General features: G+C 56.5%; 16 protein-coding genes and 1 tRNA gene. 7 read left to right on the top strand and 10 right to left on the bottom strand.

The features are described from left to right. Positions 1-118: 118 nt before the first annotated feature. Entirely contained in the window at positions 119-301 is a 183-nt protein-coding gene (locus tag DKB62_RS08190; protein WP_087477931.1) for a hypothetical protein, read from the top strand. Between the two features lie 192 nt (positions 302-493). On the opposite strand, the gene DKB62_RS08185 is transcribed toward DKB62_RS08190, so the two are convergent. The 9 genes from DKB62_RS08185 to DKB62_RS08145 form a co-directional block, all read right to left on the bottom strand. Then, positions 494-582 (bottom strand) — tRNA-Ser (locus tag DKB62_RS08185). Between the two features lie 48 nt (positions 583-630). Continuing rightward, a complete protein-coding gene (locus DKB62_RS08180) occupies positions 631-1,857 on the bottom strand; it encodes a Zn-dependent hydrolase (protein WP_107195436.1) in 1,227 nt (408 codons plus the stop codon). A 223-nt stretch (positions 1,858-2,080) separates the two neighbouring features. Beyond that, positions 2,081-3,217 (bottom strand): acyl-CoA dehydrogenase family protein, encoded by a 1,137-nt coding sequence (locus DKB62_RS08175; RefSeq protein WP_232818734.1) that lies wholly within the window; start codon positions 3,215-3,217, stop codon positions 2,081-2,083. 85 nt (positions 3,218-3,302) lie between these two features. Further along, the gene (gene hydE / locus DKB62_RS08170) at positions 3,303-4,403 is read right to left on the bottom strand and encodes a [FeFe] hydrogenase H-cluster radical SAM maturase HydE (protein ID WP_107195437.1); all 1,101 of its coding nucleotides are present in this window, start codon (positions 4,401-4,403) and stop codon (positions 3,303-3,305) included. A gap of 291 nt (positions 4,404-4,694) precedes the next feature. After that, positions 4,695-5,963, bottom strand: a complete 1,269-nt coding sequence (gene uraA / locus DKB62_RS08165; protein ID WP_107195438.1) for a uracil permease — start codon at positions 5,961-5,963, stop codon at positions 4,695-4,697. 18 nt (positions 5,964-5,981) lie between these two features. Then, positions 5,982-7,220 (bottom strand): FtsW/RodA/SpoVE family cell cycle protein, encoded by a 1,239-nt coding sequence (locus DKB62_RS08160; RefSeq protein ID WP_087477926.1) that lies wholly within the window; start codon positions 7,218-7,220, stop codon positions 5,982-5,984. Next, positions 7,204-7,878, bottom strand: a complete 675-nt coding sequence (gene trmB, locus DKB62_RS08155) for a tRNA (guanosine(46)-N7)-methyltransferase TrmB (RefSeq protein ID WP_087477925.1) — start codon at positions 7,876-7,878, stop codon at positions 7,204-7,206. Before trmB ends, DKB62_RS08160 begins: the two co-directional genes overlap by 17 nt. Before the next feature lie 105 nt (positions 7,879-7,983). Then, positions 7,984-9,072 carry a mandelate racemase/muconate lactonizing enzyme family protein gene (locus DKB62_RS08150; protein ID WP_107195439.1) on the bottom strand — a complete coding sequence of 363 codons (1,089 nt, stop codon included), beginning with the start codon at positions 9,070-9,072 and terminating at the stop codon, positions 7,984-7,986. A gap of 32 nt (positions 9,073-9,104) precedes the next feature. After that, the gene (locus DKB62_RS08145; RefSeq protein WP_107195440.1) at positions 9,105-10,100 is read right to left on the bottom strand and encodes a LacI family DNA-binding transcriptional regulator; all 996 of its coding nucleotides are present in this window, start codon (positions 10,098-10,100) and stop codon (positions 9,105-9,107) included. A gap of 402 nt (positions 10,101-10,502) precedes the next feature. On the opposite strand from DKB62_RS08145, the gene uxaC reads away from it, so the two are divergent. The 6 genes from uxaC to DKB62_RS08115 all read left to right on the top strand — a co-directional run bounded on the left by uxaC (position 10,503) and on the right by DKB62_RS08115 (position 17,536). Then, positions 10,503-11,912, top strand: a complete 1,410-nt coding sequence (gene uxaC / locus DKB62_RS08140; protein WP_107195441.1) for a glucuronate isomerase — start codon at positions 10,503-10,505, stop codon at positions 11,910-11,912. 27 nt (positions 11,913-11,939) lie between these two features. Further along, positions 11,940-13,403 carry a tagaturonate reductase gene (locus tag DKB62_RS08135; RefSeq protein ID WP_107195442.1) on the top strand — a complete coding sequence of 488 codons (1,464 nt, stop codon included), beginning with the start codon at positions 11,940-11,942 and terminating at the stop codon, positions 13,401-13,403. 11 nt (positions 13,404-13,414) lie between these two features. Then, positions 13,415-14,905 (top strand): UxaA family hydrolase, encoded by a 1,491-nt coding sequence (locus DKB62_RS08130; protein WP_107195443.1) that lies wholly within the window; start codon positions 13,415-13,417, stop codon positions 14,903-14,905. Positions 14,906-14,917: 12 nt separating this feature from the next. After that, on the top strand, positions 14,918-16,333 hold the full coding sequence (locus DKB62_RS08125) for a glycoside-pentoside-hexuronide (GPH):cation symporter (RefSeq protein ID WP_107195444.1): 1,416 nt from the start codon (positions 14,918-14,920) through the stop codon (positions 16,331-16,333). 130 nt (positions 16,334-16,463) lie between these two features. Further along, positions 16,464-16,883 (top strand): HIT family protein, encoded by a 420-nt coding sequence (locus tag DKB62_RS08120; protein WP_107195445.1) that lies wholly within the window; start codon positions 16,464-16,466, stop codon positions 16,881-16,883. An 11-nt stretch (positions 16,884-16,894) separates the two neighbouring features. Then, on the top strand, positions 16,895-17,536 hold the full coding sequence (locus DKB62_RS08115) for a bifunctional 2-keto-4-hydroxyglutarate aldolase/2-keto-3-deoxy-6-phosphogluconate aldolase (protein ID WP_232818735.1): 642 nt from the start codon (positions 16,895-16,897) through the stop codon (positions 17,534-17,536). Between the two features lie 191 nt (positions 17,537-17,727). On the opposite strand, the gene DKB62_RS08110 is transcribed toward DKB62_RS08115, so the two are convergent. Next, complete coding sequence (locus DKB62_RS08110) at positions 17,728-18,846, bottom strand: HAD family hydrolase (protein WP_198643446.1); 1,119 nt, start codon at positions 18,844-18,846, stop codon at positions 17,728-17,730. Between the last annotated feature and the right edge of the window lies 1 nt (position 18,847).

Here is an 18,847-nt window from a genome sequence, read left to right as displayed (position 1 = left end):
GGGCAAAATAGATTCCCGCCGGCCGCGCTGAGCCCTTCTTCCAGACGAAACACGCAGCCTCGGACTGCGCAAAGCCGGCTTTATTGCCTATAAAACAAAAAATTAGGAGGATATACGTATGGAAACGAAATGGTATGACAAAAAATGGATGTTGTGGGCTGCCCTCATCATCTGCTGGCCCCTCGGCTTGTATCTCTTGTATCGCCAGCGCCGCAACTACACGAAAACGCAGATTATCCTGTACATCATCATCACGGCCATTTGGTCCGCCTTCGCCCTGCTCAATGTATCACAAGGATGACGCATACGGCGCAGCTATGACAGGACGAAATCGCTCACAGACAGATTTTATGCCATAGGGAAGCTGCCAATACGCCTTCCTGCGCCTGTCTTTCATGAAATAAACCCCTTTTTTAAACCCCTTGTCCAAAAAACAGCTCAAACTAGTAAACTAACAGGGCCCGCCGAAAACCGGCGAGCCCTGTTGTTTGCTTGGCGGAAAGGGTGGGATTCGAACCCACGGTGCGTTGCCGCATCACTAGTTTTCAAGACTAGCTCCTTAAACCACTCGGACACCTTTCCATAACGGAATTATTATAGCAAACATCTATAATTTCCGTCAAGAAAATTTCACCTTCCCAATACGGCTTCGATGAGCCGCAGGAAGGCCCGGATGCCTTCTTTTAAAGCCGGTTCCGGCGTGTCTTCTTCCTTGCAGTGGGAAATACCCGGGTCCGACATGACGAACATCATGATGGACGGCGCGGCCTTGACCATTTCTACGGCGTCGTGGAGCGGAGCGGAATACATGACGGCGTCCCTTCCCGTTTCCTCCTGGACGGCACGACGGCACAGCTCTTTCAGCGTTTCGTCAAACAATACGGGCTCCTTGTGCCAAAGGACGTCATGCGCTGCAGCTACGCCGTGTTCCCTGGCCCGCCCTTCATAGGCGGCGCGGGCTTCGTCTATCATCGTCTGGAACGTTTCTTTGTCGATGCAGCGGATATCCAAGGAAATGCGGCAGCGGCCGGGAGAAATGGTCACGACATTGGGGGCGACGTCTACTTGCCCGACTGTGCAGTACGCGCCGTATTTCAACGCTATTTTATTAAAATCAACGGTTGCTTCGGCAGCCGCTAAAAAGGCGTCGCGCCGCAACGCTACAGGCGAACCGCAATGGCTCTGCTGTCCCGTAAACGTAATGTACTCGCGGTGGCAGCCGCACACGCCGTACACGCAAGCAGCGCTCGTCTTGTTCTGCGCCAGCAGCGGCGCCTGTTCGATGTGCAGTTCCAAATAGGCCTGGACCTGCCGCGCTGCAAAGGCCGCCCTCGCCTCGTCTATCCGCTCGCCGTCCAATCCGCACGTTCGCAGCACGTCGGCGAAGGATTCCCCGTCTTTCGTTGTCAGAGACGCCGCCGACTGGGCCGTCATAGAACCGCTGGCGACGGCAGACCCAAAGCAGCTCTTGCCGAAGGCCATACCTTCCTCATCGACCCAGCCGACGACATACAAAGTCTTCTTCGGCTTCTTTCCATCTAGGCAATACGCGCCGTAGCCCATGCCGGCCGCTACACCCAGGGCCCCGTCCAGCCAGCCGCCGTCCGGTACGGAGTCAATATGGCTCCCTACGACGACGGACGCTTCACTTTCACCGGCAAACTTCGCCCATATATTGCCGACGGCATCCATTGACACTTCGGCTCCGGCCGCTTCCATATGGCGGCGAAACCATTCCGTCGCCTGCTGCCACACCGGCGTCCACGACAGGCGTTGGGCACCGCCTTCGTCTGACGTAAGCGCCGCCAGTTCTCTTAAATCGGCGACGATTTGTTCTGCCGCATCTGCTCTGTTCATCTGAATCCCCCTTGTATATACATATCTATGCTATATGTTCCCGAAATGGAATTAGTTTGATAATACTATGACTGCCAGCCCGTTGGCAAGGTATACTTGCGTTCAATCCACAAAGGCCGCCTTCTCTTTCACCGAAGGCGGCTATTTTGTCATTCCGGCATGACAAAATACCCTCTTTGCCGTGACATCCAGCAAAGAGGGTATATAGTATCAAATTCGCGCCTTACTGCAGCACGTGTCTGGCAATGACCATTTTCTGCACTTCGCTCGTCCCCTCGTAAATGCGCAGGATGCGGGCGTCGCGGTACAAGCGTTCGATGTCGTAATCCTTCATGTAGCCGTAGCCGCCGTGTATCTGCAAGGACAAATCGCAGATGTAGCAGGCTGCTTCAGAGGCATAATATTTCGCCATCGCCGCCGCTTGGCTGATATCGCCGCCGGCCATCCGTTCCGACGCGGCGTTGTATACGAGGAGACGAGCCGCTTCCAGACGCGTCGCCATGTCGGCCAGATACCACTGCAGGCCCTGCTTGGCCGCAATGGGCTTGCCGAATTGAACCCGTTCCTTTGCGTATTTAACAGCGCCGGCCATGGCCGCTTCGGCCACGCCCAGGGATTGAGCAGCAATGCCGATGCGCCCGCCGTCGAGGCCGCTCATAGCGACCTTAAATCCGTCGCCGACACGACCCAGCACGCACGATTCCGGCACAGCGCAGTCCGTAAAAATCAGCTCCGACACAGCGGCACCGCGGATCCCCATCTTATCTTCCGTCTTGCCCAATGAAAATCCCGACGTGTCCCGCTTCATCAAAAAGGCCGTCATGCCGCCGCGAGTCCCCTTTTCCTTGTCCGTCACGGCGATGACTACGACGTGATGCCCTTCATGAGGCCCCATATTGCTGATAAAGCACTTCGTGCCGTTTAATACATAGTGTCCGTCTGCATAGACTGCCTTAGTCGTCAGCCCGCCGGCATCTGTACCGGCTCCGGCTTCGGTTAGGGCAAAGGCTCCCAAACACCCTTCGGCCGCAGCCGGCAAGAACTCCCGCTTCTGTTCTTCCGTGCCGCGCTTGACGATGATATCGTTGACCAGCAGGTGAACGGCCAAGATCTCCGCCGTACTGGCGCAGCATTTCGCCACTTCTTCAATAGCGACGACCTTGCAGATTTCATCCATGCCGGCTCCGCCGTATTCTTCGGGAATGTTCAGCCCCATAATGCCCATGTCGGCCAATCCCTGAATCGCCTCGGCCGGGAACCGCCCCGTCTCGTCGATTTCCTTCGCCAAGGGCGCGATCTTTTCCTGCGCATAGTTGCGCACCATCCTCTGTATATCTCGCTGCTCTTCTGTCAACTGCATAGAAATCCCGCCTTTCATCGTAAGCTATACTTCTATTATGACCTACGAAAAGGCGCTTTGGCAACTGTATGCGAAATTAGCATGCCTACGTCTTTTGCTTATGAAAAAAGTGCGGCGAATCGCCCCACTGGCCGAGCCCTACGGTATCGCCGACCGACGCGACGCGGGCGGCCAGGCAGTTCTTGCATTGGCCCGGCGTGTCTTCGACGCAGGGCTTGTTGTCGTACAGCAAATACTGAGAGCGGAACTTCGGCACCGTCACGATGGGCATGAGGACGTTGGCCCCGGCCTTAAGGCCCAGCTCGCGGCCCATGGGATGCAGGGCCTGCAGGGCCGTCGTCGAAGCGATGTTGACGTCCGGCAAAAACAGGCGCGTCACGGCGATCATCTTGAGGCCCAGTTCAAGACGGCGACGTTTCCCCTCGGCCGAATCAAGCCCCTGGGCTACGACGGCCTTGCCAAGAGGCGTATTGTGATGGACGACGTAAGGCCCCATGCCGATCATGTCGATATCCATGTCGCGGTAAAACAATATGTCGTCGGCCAAATCTTCTATAGTCTGGCCGGGCAGGCCGCTCATGTCGCCGGTGCCGACCTGATAGCCAATGGCCCGCAGCACGTCGAGGCAGTTCTTACGAACCTGCCATTGATGGTGGCCGTCCTGCGGATGAAGCTTGGCGTATAATGCGGGATTGCTCGTCTCGATGCGCAGCAGGTAGCGGTGCGCGCCGGCTTCAAACCAGCGGCGGTAGGCCGCCTCGTCCTGCTCGCCAACGCAGAGGGTAATGCCCAGCTCGCCGTGGCTCAAGGCTTTGATGTCCCGCACCAGCCCTTCGATGTAATCGATGAACGCCTCATCCTGCCGTTCGCCCGACTGAAGCGTCAAAGAACCGTACTGGTTGTCATAAGCCCATTTCGCCATCGCCAGGATATCGTCCCGGTCGGTGTCAAATCGCTCCACCTCGTCGTTGTCCCGCCGGATGCCGCAGTACAGACAGTTCTTGATGCAGCGGTTGGAAAATTCAATGAGGCCGCGATAATAGACGACGCGGCCAACGTTGGCCGCCTTGACCTCATAGGCCCGGTCGTACAAGGCCTGCATCTCGTCAGCGTCGGTCAGGCTGAGCAGGTAAATTAAATCGTCGCGGGTTAAATCCTTTTTATATAATACATCGGCAAGCAACATAGCGCTCCCTCCTTTGCGATTGCACAGTGGATTAGGAATCATTTTCGTAATCCGATAATACTATGACCGCCGCGATTTATCAAGCCCGTTTTTCACACCTTCCTCCCCATTGTATAGAAGACGAAAAAAGAGGACTCTTTCGAGTCCCTTGCGTATCGTCAGAAAGAAATCATTTTGTCATGTTCTTTAACGTTTCCCTTATCTCAACAGTCCTATATCGTGCGGCCGCAGCCCGCCGTCTTCCATAATAAAAGACCTGCCGCCCATGCAGCAGGTCCTTTGCATATTTTTTTAATTTTTATTGGCCCAATGGAGCCGTTCAAAGAGCAGGAAGACGAGGCTCAGTATCATGGCGACGACTGTCGCGAGGCCCATGCCCTTGAGCTGGACGGGGCCGAAGACGATGGTCGCGCCGCTGAGGCCGGAAATCATCGTCACAGCCGTGAGGATGAGGTTCTTTGACCGGGTGTAGTCGACCTTCTTTTCGACGAGCATGCGCAGGCCCGACGCGGCAATGAAGCCGAACAGGAGAATGCACACGCCGCCCATGACCGGCGTCGGAATGGCGTGGATGAGGGCGGCTATCTTGCCGATAAAGGAAAAGATGATGGCGAAGACGGCGGCACCGCCGATAACCCAGGTGCTGTATACGCCTGTAATGGCCATGACGCCCATGTTTTCGCCGTACGTCGTATTCGGCGTCGAGCCGAGAAGGCCCGACAGGACGTTGGACACGCCGTCGGCAAAGAGGGAGCGGTGCAGGCCCGGGTCTTTGATGAGGTCGCGGCTGACGATGTCGCTGGTCACGAAGAGGTGTCCCAGGTGCTCGGCCAGTACGACGAACAGGGCCGGCATAATCATCATGATAGCGCTGAGGTTAAACTCCGGCTTGTAAAACGTCGGGAAGGCAAACCACGGTGTTTCCTGTACGTGGCTCAAGTCGACGACGCCCATGAAATACGACAGGATATAGCCGGCGACGACGCCGACCAGGATGGGAATGATGCCTAAAAATCCGCGGCCCAGTACGCTGGTGAGAATCGTAACGATAAGCGTAAAGGTCGAGATAATCATAGCCGTTTCGTTGGACATGCCCTGGGCTTCGCCTATATAGCCCGACATGGTCATAGCCAGGGGCGCCAGCTCCAGGCCGATGATGGCTACGATAGAGCCCATCGCCGCCGGCGGGAAGAGGACGTCGATCCACTTCGTGCCGATTTTGTCGACGAGAGCCGCAATGACGATAAAGGACAGGCCAAAGACGATGAAGCCCCCTTGGGCGTCGCCGTAGGACATGCCCGGCACGGCGCAGACGGCCAAGACTGGCGAGATAAAGGCAAAGCTCGAGCCTAGGTACGCCGGCAGCCGCCATTTGCAGATGGTCAGGTAAATGAGCGTGCCGATGCCGTTCATAAACAGGGCCGTCGCCGGATCTACGTGCAGCAGGAACGGCACGAGCACCGTCGAGCCGAACATGGCAAACAAATGCTGCAAGCTAAGAGGAATCGTCGGCAGCAGGGGCAGCCGTTCCTCTACGTGAATAATCCTTCGTTGTTCCATATATTCCTCCTAATGCAATCAGCGCAGGGGAAAGCGGCTGCGCGTTTCTTCCTTCATGGACCGCAGAACAGGCTGCGGTTCCGCCGCGGCCCGCTCCATGGCCTGTTTGTAATTTTGCCGGCAAATGTTGAGCAGCAGGGCCGCCGCCGCCATGTTGACTACCAGGGACGTGCCGCCGTAGCTGATAAAGGGCAGGGGCACGCCGACGACGGGCAGGACGCCGCAGACCATGCCGATGTTGATAAAGCCCTGGCCGCCGAAATACAGCGTAATGCCCAAGGCCGTAAACATGCCGAATTTATCCCGGCAGTTCCAGGCCGTCATGGCCCCGAAGTAGACGACCGTACAGAACAGGAGCAGGATAAAAATAGACCCGCGCAGACCCCATTCCTGGGCCAGTATGGCAAAGGCAAAGTCCGTATGGGCTTCGGGCAGATAGCTGAATTTGCTGACGCCGTCGCCGATGCCTTGTCCCAGGATGCCGCCGGAGCCAATGGCGATGAGGCTCTGCACCGTCTGGTAGCCCAGAGTCTTTTCATATTCCCAAGGGTCGAGCCAGGCGATGATGCGGTTCATGCGGTACGGCGCCGACAACAGGTACAGCAGCGCGCCGCCGCCCAGTACGGCGCAGTGCCACTTGATATGGGACAGGCGCGCGCCGCCGGCAAAGACCATGACCGCCGGAATCGCCAGGATGACAAAGGCCGTGCCGGCGTCGGGCTGTTCCATGACCAATAGGAACATGAGCAGCGGCCCCCATAGGGCGATATGGGGCACAAACCGCAGCCGCCGCCAGAATACGACGTCTTTAGCATGAGACAGGCGGTATAAAAATTCAATAGGCCTGCGCTTTTCCAAGAAGTCGGCCAGATGGGACGCCGCATACAAAATACCGGCCAGCTTCGCCACCTCCGACGGCTGAAAGGTAAATCCGGCGACGCCGATCCAGCGGCGCGCGCCGTTGACGACGATGCCGATGGGAAAGACGATCAGCAGGAGGACGACGGCTCCGATGATAATCCACTTCGTATAGTTCCGCCATATGCGGTAATCTTTTTTATACAGGAAAAGCGCCGGCCCCAGCCCGACGGCGAAAAAAATGGCCTGGCGCATCAGGTGATTGAAAAACCGGCCGTGAACGCCGTCGGACACGAAGGTCGCGCTGAATACGTTGGCCATGCCCATAGCGACCAGCAGGGCAAAGGCCGTCAGCAGGGCCCAGTAGGTCCGCCGCAGTTCTTTAGTTTCCTTCGTCATGACCTATTCCTCCGGCCGGCGGCATAGCCGCGCAATGAAAAATAGGCTGTCCTTTCGCGCTGAATTTTGCTTCGTATTCGGTCATCGCTTCGTTGACGATATCGCTGTGATGAAGGTCGTACGTCACTTCCGACAGCTGCCACTGCCGTTCCTTAAATTCTTCCAGCGTAAAGTCGAACAAGCCCGCGTTGTCAGATTTAAAATCGATGCGGCCGCCCTCCGCCAGCAGACGGGCGTAGCGGTCGAGAAAATCGCGGTACGTCAGGCGGCGCTTGGCGTGGCGCTTCTTCGGCCAGGGGTCGCAGAAATTGATAAAAAAGCGGGATACCTCGCCGGGCGCGAAGATTTCTTCCAAACGGGCCACGTCGAACCGCAGCAGGTGGACGTTGTTCACCTCGGCGGCGGCGCATTTCTTGCCGGCGTAATACAGGACGCCGACCTGGATTTCAATGCCGATGAAATTTGCTTCCGGATGGAGCTGGGCCATTTGGGAAATGAAATTCCCCTTGCCCGTGCCGAGCTCTACCCACAGGGGCTTGTCCGGATCTTCGAACAGCTCCCGCCATTTTCCTTTATGTTCTTCACAATGTTCCAAGTGGACGAACGAAGCGTAATCCAAAATGGCCTCGTCAATCCACGGTTTTCTCCGTAAACGCATGAGTTCCTCCTTTATCTGCGTATATAAAGAGGCTGATTCCACGCGAAATCAGCCTGTAATACTCGTATTATTATAGGATATGGCAAAAGGCAGTGTCAACTGAAATTACAGTTCTTTCCACCCTTTGACGCCTGTAATGCCCAGGCCCGGCCGTTCCGGCAGGACGAGCTCATTCGCCTCATAGGATATGCCGCCTTCTACGGGGTCGCTGGCCATCAAATCGGCAGCGTCCAGGTCGTTTTTGACGAATACGGTCCGGCCGGCCGACAAGGCTGCCGCCGCCGTAATGCCGACCTTGCTCTCAAGCATGCAGCCCATCATGCAGCCGACGCCGGCGCTTTCGGCCAGGGCCGCTATCTTTGCCGCCGGGCCCAGGCCGCCGGCCTTCATGAGCTTGACGTTGATGAGGTCGCAGGCCCGCATGGACAACAGGCGGAAGACGTCGCGGAGGCTGAAAGCGCTCTCGTCGGCCATGACATCCGTATCGACATGATCCGTCACCTGCTTCAGCCCTTCGAAATCCCAGGCCGCCACGGGCTGCTCGACCAATTCGATGTCCAGTCCCGCATCCTCCATACGGCGGATGAGCCGCACGGCTTCCTTCGGCTTCCAGCCCTGATTGGCGTCGAGGCGGATGGAAATATCCGGCCCGACAGCCTGCCGCACAGCTTGGACGCGCCGGAAATCTTCGGCTCCGTCGAGGCCGACTTTGACCTTGATATGGCGATACCCGGCGGCGACGGCACGGCGCGCGTCGGCGGCCATCACGGCGGGCTCGTTGACGCTGACTGTCAAATCCGATACGACGCGGCATCTCGCCCCGCCGAAAAAGCGGTGCAGCGGCATGCCGTACCGCTGGCCGAACAAGTCGTGGACGGCCATGTCCAGGGCGGCCTTAGCCGACGTATTGTGGACCATAGCCGACTGGATAGCCTGCAATATCTCTTCCCTGTCGTCGATATCCCGGCCGACGAGCTTCGGCCCGATCGTATGAAGGATCGCCGCCGCGACGGACTCGTGGCTGTCGCCGGTAATGACGACCGTCGCCGGCGCATTGCCGTAGCCGACGGAACCATCGTCAGCCCGCACCTGCACGATCAAATCCTCTGCCGTATCGACGCGCCGCAGGGCCGTTTTAAAGGGCGTCTTTAAGGGAATACTCACCTTCCCGACGCGTATATCCTGAATTTTCATATATCCTGTCCTCGTTTCTCCGCCCCTATCCCTTACAGGCGGAAGCTTTCTCGTTCTACCAGATCGGCGCTGAATTCCGTCCGCACCGGCACGGCGTCTCCGCCGTTTTCTGTCAAGGTAATTACCAAATTGACGGCGGCGGCGCAGAGACTGGCCAGCTTATTGTCTACGCTCGACAAGGTCGGCGTAGCGCACTGGGCCAGAATCGAATTGTTCCAGCCGACGACGGGCACGTTCATGCCGCTGCGCAGCATAGCCCGCTGGGCGCCGACGGCCAGCACGTCTTCCGACGTCAGAATGGCGTCGAATTCGCACTGCGATGCGACGAGGCGGTCGACGCTGGCTTCCGCCGCCTCGAGGGTCCGCTCGATCTGGCAGATCCGCTCGTCCGACACGTCCAGTTTCAATTCCCGGCAGCCCTGATAAAATCCGTCGAGCTTATGGCGGCCGCTGTAGGTCAGGAAATCGTATAAATACGCCGGCTTGCGGCATCCCTTTTCCGCCAGCCAATGGACGAGCTTGCGCATGCCTTCCTTTTCATTGCAGACGACGCTGTACATGTTCGGCAGATGATAGTCGCAGTTGATCGTAATGACCGGGACAGATTCCGCGACCTGCTGCAGCTGCCGTATATCCTTTTCCGACGAAAAGGGCGTGCCGATCGTGATGATGGCGTCGACGTGCTTGGCCGTCATATCCGTGATGTACTTGCTGTTGCGGCCCCGGTCCTCGCCCGTATTGGACAGCATGACGTCCAGGTTGTGGCGGCGCAGGCCCTCTTCCAGCAGCGACACGGCGCGGGCATAAAAAATATCGGCTACATCTGTACAAATTACGCCGACGATTTTCATGGAATCAAGGCCCAAGCCGCGGGCAAAGGGATTGGGCTTGTACCCCATGTCCTTCATGACTTCCAGAATGCGGGCACGGGTCTTTTCGCTGACGCGGCTGCTGCCGTTGAGCACTCGCGATACCGTCGCGATAGACACGCCGCATTTCTGGGCAATATCGTAAATCGTTATATTCATGAACGTATCATTCCTCTTGTATTGCTCGTAAAATCTCGCCGCCGCAGCCTCTGCCGCGGCGCTTTACCATATTATAGCATAAAAATGGCAATGGGATAGCTTATTCATTGTAAGCGCTTTATACAAAAGTTATTTTTTACGCTGTCCAGAGAAAAAATCCCCTGTTTTTCCAAGATATATAGCGAAGAGGAATCTATTTTCCAACACTTTGATAGTTTTTTCACATAATTTTTAATGAGATAAACGCATGAAAACGCCTTATTTTTTCTATTCCTATACAATTGCGGCATATTGCGTTGACAACCATGTTCTTCCGTAGTACATTTACAGTAACAAATGTAAGTGCTTACAGTAAAGTTAGCAGAGATACCGTCGAAAACATGAAAGGAGACGCATTACATTATGAAACAATTCATGGACAAAGACTTTTTATTAGAAACGGAAACGGCTCGCCGCCTGTTCCACAACTACGCTGAAACGATGCCGATCATCGATTACCACTGCCACATTTCCCCTCAGGAAATCGCAGAAGACCGCCATTTTAACAGCATTACGGAGGTATGGCTCGGCGGCGACCATTATAAATGGCGTCTCATCCGCTCCAACGGCACGCCGGAAGAAAAGATTACCGGCAAGGAATCGACGGATTTGGAAAAATTCGTCGAATACGCGAAAGCGCTTCCAAGAGCTATTGGCAATCCCCTCTATCATTGGAGCCATTTAGAGCTGCAGCGCTACTTCGGCATTACCGAACCGCTCAATGAAAAGAACGCCGAAGAAGTCTTCAAAAAGTGCAACGCTAAGCTGAAAGACGCCGACATGGGCGTCCAGGGCCTCATCAAACAGTCCAACGTCAAGGTCATCTGCACGACCGACGACCCGGCCGACGATTTGAAATGGCATCAGAAGCTGAAAGAAGAGCAGACCTGCAGCGCCAAGGTATATCCGGCTATGCGCCCCGACAAGCTGCTGAACATCGATAAGGCCGGCTACGCCGAATACATGGCCCGCCTCGGCGAAGCTGCCGGCGTGGAAATCAAGACCTTCGCCGACATCCGCACGGCCATGGACAAGCGCATCGCCTTCTTCGAAGACATGGGCTGCCGCGCTACGGACCACGCCATCGAATACGTATTTTGCCGCCCGGCCAGCGAAGACGAAGTCGATGCCATCATGACCAAGGCATTCAGCGGCGAAGCCGTAACAGTTGAAGAAACGGAAGCCTACAAAACGGCTGTCCTCACCTATTTAGCCGGCGAATACTACAAACGCGGCTGGGTTATGCAGCTCCACTTCGCGACGCTCCGCGACCTGAACACGGAAATGTACAAAAAGCTCGGCCCCGACACGGGCTTCGACAGCATCGCCGCCGGCAACTGCGGCAAGGGCCTGGCAGCCTTCCTCGACCATCTGCATGAACTGGGCATCCTGCCGAAAACGATCCTCTACTCGGGCACGCCGTCGGACAACGCCATGATCGGCACGATTATCGGCTGCTTCCAGGGACCGGAAGCCCGCGGCAAGATCCAGCAGGGCGCAGCCTGGTGGTTCAACGATACGAAACAGGGCATGATCGACCAGATGACCAGCATCGCCAACCTGTCCGTCTTCGGCAACATCCTCGGCATGCTGACCGACTCCCGTTCCTTCCTGTCCTACGCCCGCCACGAATACTATCGCCGCATCCTCTGCAACTGGATCGGCAATCTCGTAGAAAACGGCGAATATCCTAACGACGAAGACGCTCTCCGCCAGCTCGTCGAAGATATTTGCTACAACAACGTAGCGGCCTACTTCGGCTTTAAGATGTAAATTTCAGCACAGGAGAAGGACAGACCTATGAAAAATGTAAGCGAACTCTATACGCGCCCGTCCCGCCCGATCAAGATACTGCAGTTCGGCGAAGGCGTGTTCCTCCGGGCCTTTGCCGACTACGCCGTCGACATCGCCAACGAAGAAAACAACTTTAACGGCAACATCGCCGTCATCCTGCCCCGCTCGGGCAAGACGGACCGCTTTGCCAAGCAGAACAACATCTACACCGTCTGCCTGCGCGGCCAGCAGGACGGCCAGGTATATAAGGAAAACCGCGTCATAACCTCTATCGATTCGGTCATCAGCGCCCGCGACGAATACGACGCCTTCATGGCCCTGGCTCATGAAGACGCCCTGGAATTCGTCATTTCCAATACGACCGACGCCGGCATCGCATACAACGAAGCCGACCAGTTCTCCGACTGCCCGCCGTCGACCTTCCCGGCCAAGCTGACGAAGTTCCTCTACGAACGGTATACCTATTATCAAGGCGACATACAGAAGGGCCTGGTCATGGTGCCGACAGAATTAAACGACGACAACGGCCAGCTCCTCAAAAGCTGCGTCCTCCAATACGCCGCCCTGTGGAACTTAGACGACGCCTTTACCGCCTGGCTCGCTTCGGCCTGCCGCTTCGTCGACACTCTCGTCGACCGCATCGTCGCAGGTTATCCGGCCGGCAATATCGACGCCATTCAGGAAGAGCTGGGCTACGAAGACGCCCTCCTCGACCAGGCCGAGCCGTTCTCCCTCTGGGTCATCGGCGACCCGTCCTTAGCTGACAAATTTACCATCGGCTCCGACAAATTCCACGTCGAATTTACCGATAATATCCAAGCCTTTAAAGAACAGAAGGTCCGCATCCTGAACGGCGCTCATACGTCTATGGTCCTCGGCGCCTACCTGTCGGGCCTCGATTACGTCGGCCAGTGCATGGCCGACCCCGTCGTCCGCCGCTCTCTGGACCAGACGGTGTTCGGGGAAATCGTGCCGACTGTCGACTTGCCGCGGGAAAAGGCGGAAGCCTTCGCCAAGGCCGTATACGAACGTTTTGAAAACCCCTTCGTCAACCACGCCCTGCTAGCTATTTCCCTCAACTCCATTTCCAAATGGAAGGGCCGCATCCTGCCGACCTTCAAGGACAGCGTCGCCGCCACGGGCAAGCTGCCGAAATGGCTGACCTATTCCTTAGCGGCCCTGCTGGCCTTCTACCGCTCGACAGAAGAAGGCGACGGCTGCCTCATCGGCGCCCGCGCCGCCGGCAACACCTATGAAATCCACGACGACGCCGAAAAGCTAGCCTTCATCAAGGAAAACGCCGCCAAGGCGACAGCCGAATACGTACGGGCCGTCATGAGCCGCAGCGATTTCTGGGGCGAAGATCTGACGGCTATCGCCGGATTTGCCGACGCCGTGACGGCCCACATCGACCGCATGGCTGAAGTCGGCGTAAAAGCCCACATCGAAGAGCTGGGCCGGGACGCATGAGGAGACAGACTATGGCAGTATTTAAGATACACGAAAAAGACAACGTAGCCGTCGCCGTAACCCCCGTCTCTAAAGGCGAAACCGTTACGGTCGGGAATACGACCTTGACCGTCTTGGACGATATTCCGGCAGGCCATAAACTCGCCGTCGTCCCCATCGCCAAGGGGCAGGACGTCGTCAAATACGGCTTTCCCATCGGCACGGCCAAGGAAGACATTCCCGCCGGGGCCTGGGTTCACACGCACAACGTACAGAGCAAGCTCGGCGACCTGCTCCATTACACCTACGAGCCGGAAAAAGCCGACCGCCGGGAACTGACGACGGACAAGACCTACGAATTTCTCGGCTACAAGCGTCCTGACGGCACGGCAGGCATCCGCAACGAAGTGTGGATTATCCCGACAGTAGGCTGCGTCAACGGCATCGCCCGGGCCATCGAAGAGGCGTCCCAGCCATTTAAAACGGAACGCATCGACGGCATTTACGCCTACAGCCATCCCCACGGCTGCTCCCAGCTCGGCGACGACCAGCTCCACACGCAGAAGCTGCTGAGCGGCCTCGTCCACAACCCCAACGCCGGCGCGGTCCTCGTCCTGAGCCTGGGCTGCGAGAACAACCAGGTCGACCTCATGAAAGAGGTCATCGGCCAGTACGATCCCCAGCGGGTTAAATTCCTCGTCTGCCAAGACGTAGAAGACGAAATCGCTACCGGAACGGCTATCGTAAAAGAGCTGTGCGCCTACGCCGACCAGTTTTATCGCCAGCCCTGCGACGCGTCGCTCCTGACTATCGGCCTGAAATGCGGCGGCTCCGACGGATTTTCCGGCATTACGGCCAATCCCCTGGTCGGAGAGATTTCCAACCGCCTCGTCGCCGCCGGCGGCACGTCGATTTTGACGGAAGTACCGGAAATGTTCGGCGCTGAAACGCTGCTCATGAACCGGGCCCGCGACGAAGAAGTATTCGATAAGACCGTCTCCTTGATCAACGATTTCAAAGAATACTTTATGAGCTACGGCGAAAAGGTAAATGAAAATCCTTCGCCGGGCAATAAAGCCGGCGGCATTACAACGCTGGAAGACAAATCCCTGGGCTGCGTACAGAAGGGAGGACGAGCCCTCATAGAGGACGTCCTCCTGTACGGCGACCGGGCCGTCAAAAAAGGCCTCAACCTTCTGCAGGCTCCGGGCAACGACTTAGTCGCGTCCAACGCCCTTGCTGCGGCGGGAGCCCACATGGTCCTGTTCACGACAGGCCGGGGCACGCCCTTCGCCTGCCCCGTACCGACCATTAAGATTTCCAGCAACAGCAAATTGGCCGGATTTAAAACAAATTGGATAGACTTCAACGCCGGAACGATAGTAGAAGGCGAAGCAAAGGATAGTATAGCAGACCGTTTTTTCCAGTACATCCTCGACGTCGCCTCAGGCAAGATCCACGCCAAGTCGGAAAAACTGGACAAGCACGAATTGGCTATCTTTAAGAACGGCGTTACCTTATAAGGAGGAACTATTATGAGCGAACAAGCAACGGCGGCCGTCGGAACGGACGCCGCCAAAACGGGCCACGTCAAACTGTCGTGGCGCGAAAAAATCTGTTACGGCTTCGGCGACTTTGGGAACGGCTTCATGTTCGACTTGGGCCAGGCCTATTTAACAAAATACTGGATTGACGTCTGCACAATCCCTGCCGGCGCCGTAGCCGGGATCTTCGCCTTCACGAAGATTTTCGACGCCTTCATGGACCCCATCGCCGGTTCGGCTATCGACAGCCGTAAAAACATCGGCCCCCGCGGCAAATTCCGCCCGGTCATGATGATTTCCAGTATTATTCTTGCCATTCTTACAGTTATTACCTTTACGATGCCGGAAATTTCCACGGCCGGCAAAATCCTCTTCGCCTACGGCGCTTACATGGCCTGGGGCCTGGTCTATTCCTTTACGAATATCCCCTACGCGTCTCTGGCCAGCGTCATGACCCGCGATGTCGAAGAACGAAGTCAGATGGCTACAACCCGTCAGGCCGGCTCCATCGGGGCTCAGCTCATTACGGGCATCGCCTTCGTGCCCATCGTACTGCTGTTTGACCAGCCCCACCACGGCTTCTTCATGGCTTCCATCGTCATGGCCGCCGTCGGCGTCCTCGGCTTTGCCATCTGCTATTTCAACTGCCACGAACACGTTCCCGTCAAGAGAAATACGGCGAAGGAACAGAAAGCGAAATTCTCGGACTACATCAAAATCGTATTTACCAACAAGCCGTTATTGTGCATTATCTTGATGACCTTATTCACGATTTCCGCCATGAATACGAACAACCAGATGATGATCTTCTTCTGCCAGTATAACCTGGGCCACATGGGCCTGCAGCCTGTCGTCAACGGCATCATGATGGGCTGCTCGGTCATCGGCATCCTGCTCATTCCGAAGCTGGTAAAGATGTTCGGCAAGAAAAAGACAGCCATCGGCGGCCTGCTCATCGGCTGCGCGGCAGACATTCTGAACTTCGTCATCCCGACGAACCTCTATTCCTTCATCATCCTCGTCACTATCGGCTATGTCGCCCTGGCGATTCCGAACGGCATTACGTGGGCCTTCGTCTCCGACGTCATCGACTACAGCGAATGGCACAACGGCATCCGTAAAGAAGGCATTACCTACGCGGCCTTCAACTTCTCCCGCAAAATCGCCCAGGCCATCGCCGCTATCGTAAGCTCGGGCATCCTGGTCCTCACGGGCTATGTAGCCAACGCCGTACAGAGCGAAATGACCCTGACGGGCATCAAGGCCGCCATGACCTTGTACCCCGGCGTCGCCCTCGGCATTGCCGCCATCATCCTGTACTTCTTCTACGGTTTAACAGACGACAAATTCAAACAGATTGCCGAAGACCTGAACAACGGCAAATGGGAACACGGCACCATCGAATAATCTTGGAAAATAGATTGAAATTATTGGGAACTATCTGATATAATACTAGTATACAAGTTTATACAGGAAGGGCCGACGCCGCATTCGCCGGCCTTCCCGTATTCTTTGTATCCATAGGAGGAGATTGGTTATGATCAACACCCACTGCGGATATTGCGTAAAAGGCGAGCCGCTGGCGAAGTTCGGCATCTACATCTGCGACTTGTCCGTCAGCATGCTCATCTTATTCAAGGAACAGAGCCATCCCGGCCGCTGCATCGTCGCCTATAAGGACCACATCAGCGAAATGACCGACATGAGCGCCGAAGAACGCCATGCCTTTTATGACGACGTAGCCCGCGCCGCCAAGGCCATTCACGCGGCCTTTCATCCTGACAAGGTCAACTACGGCTCCTACGCCGACACGGGCTGTCACCTGCACGTCCACCTCGTGCCGAAGTACAAGGACCAGTTCGAATGGAACACGACCTTCGAGATGAACCCGCAGCGCGTCTTCCTGACCGACGAAGAATACGCAGACATGATTGAAAAGATCAAGCAGAATGTATAGGAGGAACTCACATGATGGATAAGATCGACGTAGTAAAGAAAATTCAGGAAGTCGGCGTCTGCGCCGTCATTCGCGGCAAAGACGCGGAAGAAGCCATGGCTATGTCCGACGCTTGCATCGCCGGCGGCGTCACGATTATCGAATTGGCCTTCACGACGCCTCAGGCTCATGAAGTCATCGCCGCGTTGTCCAAGAAATATGCCGATAACCCCGACGTCGTCATCGGCGCCGGCACCGTCCTCGACGCCGTCACGGCCCGCATCGCCATCTTAAACGGCGCGCAGTTCATCGTTTCGCCGGCCTTCGATTTGGAAACGGTCAAGCTGTGCAACCGCTACCGCATCGCCGTCATGCCCGGCACGACGACCCTCAACGGCGTCATCGCAGCTCTTGAAGCCGGTGCCGACGTCATCAAGATCTTCCCGGGCGAAATTTTGGGCATGAAAGCCATCAAAGCCATCCACGGCCCCATTCCTCAGGCTCCTCTCATGCCGACAGGCGGCGTCAACGCCGAAAACGCCGGCGAATGGATCAAAGCCGGCTGCGTAGCTGTCGGCGCAGGCGGAGCACTGACAGGCGGCGGAAAAACGCCGGCTGAAATCACCGAAGCGGCTAAAAAGTTCATCGCTTCCGTCAAAGCGGCTCGTCAATAATTCCGATACCACATTCCTTTATATATTTTCTCTCTCTCAGCAGGCAGGGCTGCGCAGGACGCGCAGCCCTATTTTACTATCTTTCCGAAAGGGATAGGGACTGCCGGCACTGCCGCCGTCAAATGAATGCACTACATACTATAAAAAGCTGCCGTACGAAGAAAATCGTTCTTCCTACGGCAGCTTTCGCATTATTTCAATATATCCAATATATCTTCTACAGAATCGACGATGTAGTCGGCCTGCTCCGCTTCGAACATACCCCGCGCCGCCGGGCCGTCCAGTCCCGTAAGCGTTCCGATCATGACGGCTCCCATGGCCTTGGCGCACCAGATGTCAGCCATGGAATCACCGACGATGTAGTACTCGCCGTCCTTGAACTCATCAGGGCGGCTGACATACTCGGCATACCGCTCAGGATAGGTACCGAAGGCCCCGGCATAATAGGCGAAGGGATTCGGCTTGTCAAGGGACAGGCCCAGCATCTTCGACGCTTCCTCTACGTCCGTATAGGTCGCCACGTGACGGGGATCAAATTCTTCATCCCAATGATAGGCCGCAAAGGGCACGGCCATTTCCATGTACGACCGGCCTGTAGCAATGGCCAGGGCATAGCCGCGCCGCTTCAGCTCCTGAAACATACGCCGTATGCCCTCGGCCGTTCCCAAGGGGACTTCACGGCGCAGAAATCCCTCCTTCCCTGGCGCATAGGGCGTTTTGCCGTAGGTCTGTTCATACAATTCGTCGCCGAAATACCATTCCTGAAAGGCTTCAAAGTGCCGCTGCCATAAGGGGGAATCGAGAGCCGACCATGGCGCGGCAATCCCCAAGGAGGCTTCGATGGCTTTCGTCAAATACGCGAACACGTCATCCTTGCCGGCATCGTCCGGCACGGCTCCGGCAAGGCGCTCCATGACCGCTGCGGCGTCGGGAACGGCGTACCCTTGCAGCCGCCGGCCCAGGGCGCAGACGTCGGCCATCGATTCTATGACAATATCGTCCAGCGAATGTCCGTCGGCCTTGTATTGCTCCAGCAGCATCCACAACGTCGCCACAATATGGGCGTGGGTCATGTCCCAGTTGCTGTTGACGCCGTGTTTCTTGAGCCAGATCAGGATGGCGTCGTCGAGCCAAAAGCGGGCTCGCAGGGCGTCGATTTCTTCGTCTGTCAGCTCCGCCCTGACCGTTTCATGGCCCAGATTCATAAACGACGGGCTGTAGTACCATTCCCATACCGTCAGGGCCGACACGTCGAAATAGCGTTTTTCGCTGAGAAGCACGCCGTCTACGTCAAAAATAACAGTTTTCATG

Origin of the sequence: Megasphaera stantonii (assembly GCF_003367905.1) — a bacterium.
In the GTDB taxonomy this organism is placed as follows: domain Bacteria; phylum Bacillota; class Negativicutes; order Veillonellales; family Megasphaeraceae; genus Megasphaera; species Megasphaera stantonii.
Note: the sequence above shows the minus strand (reverse complement) of the source record. Positions and strands in the feature narration are given on the sequence as shown.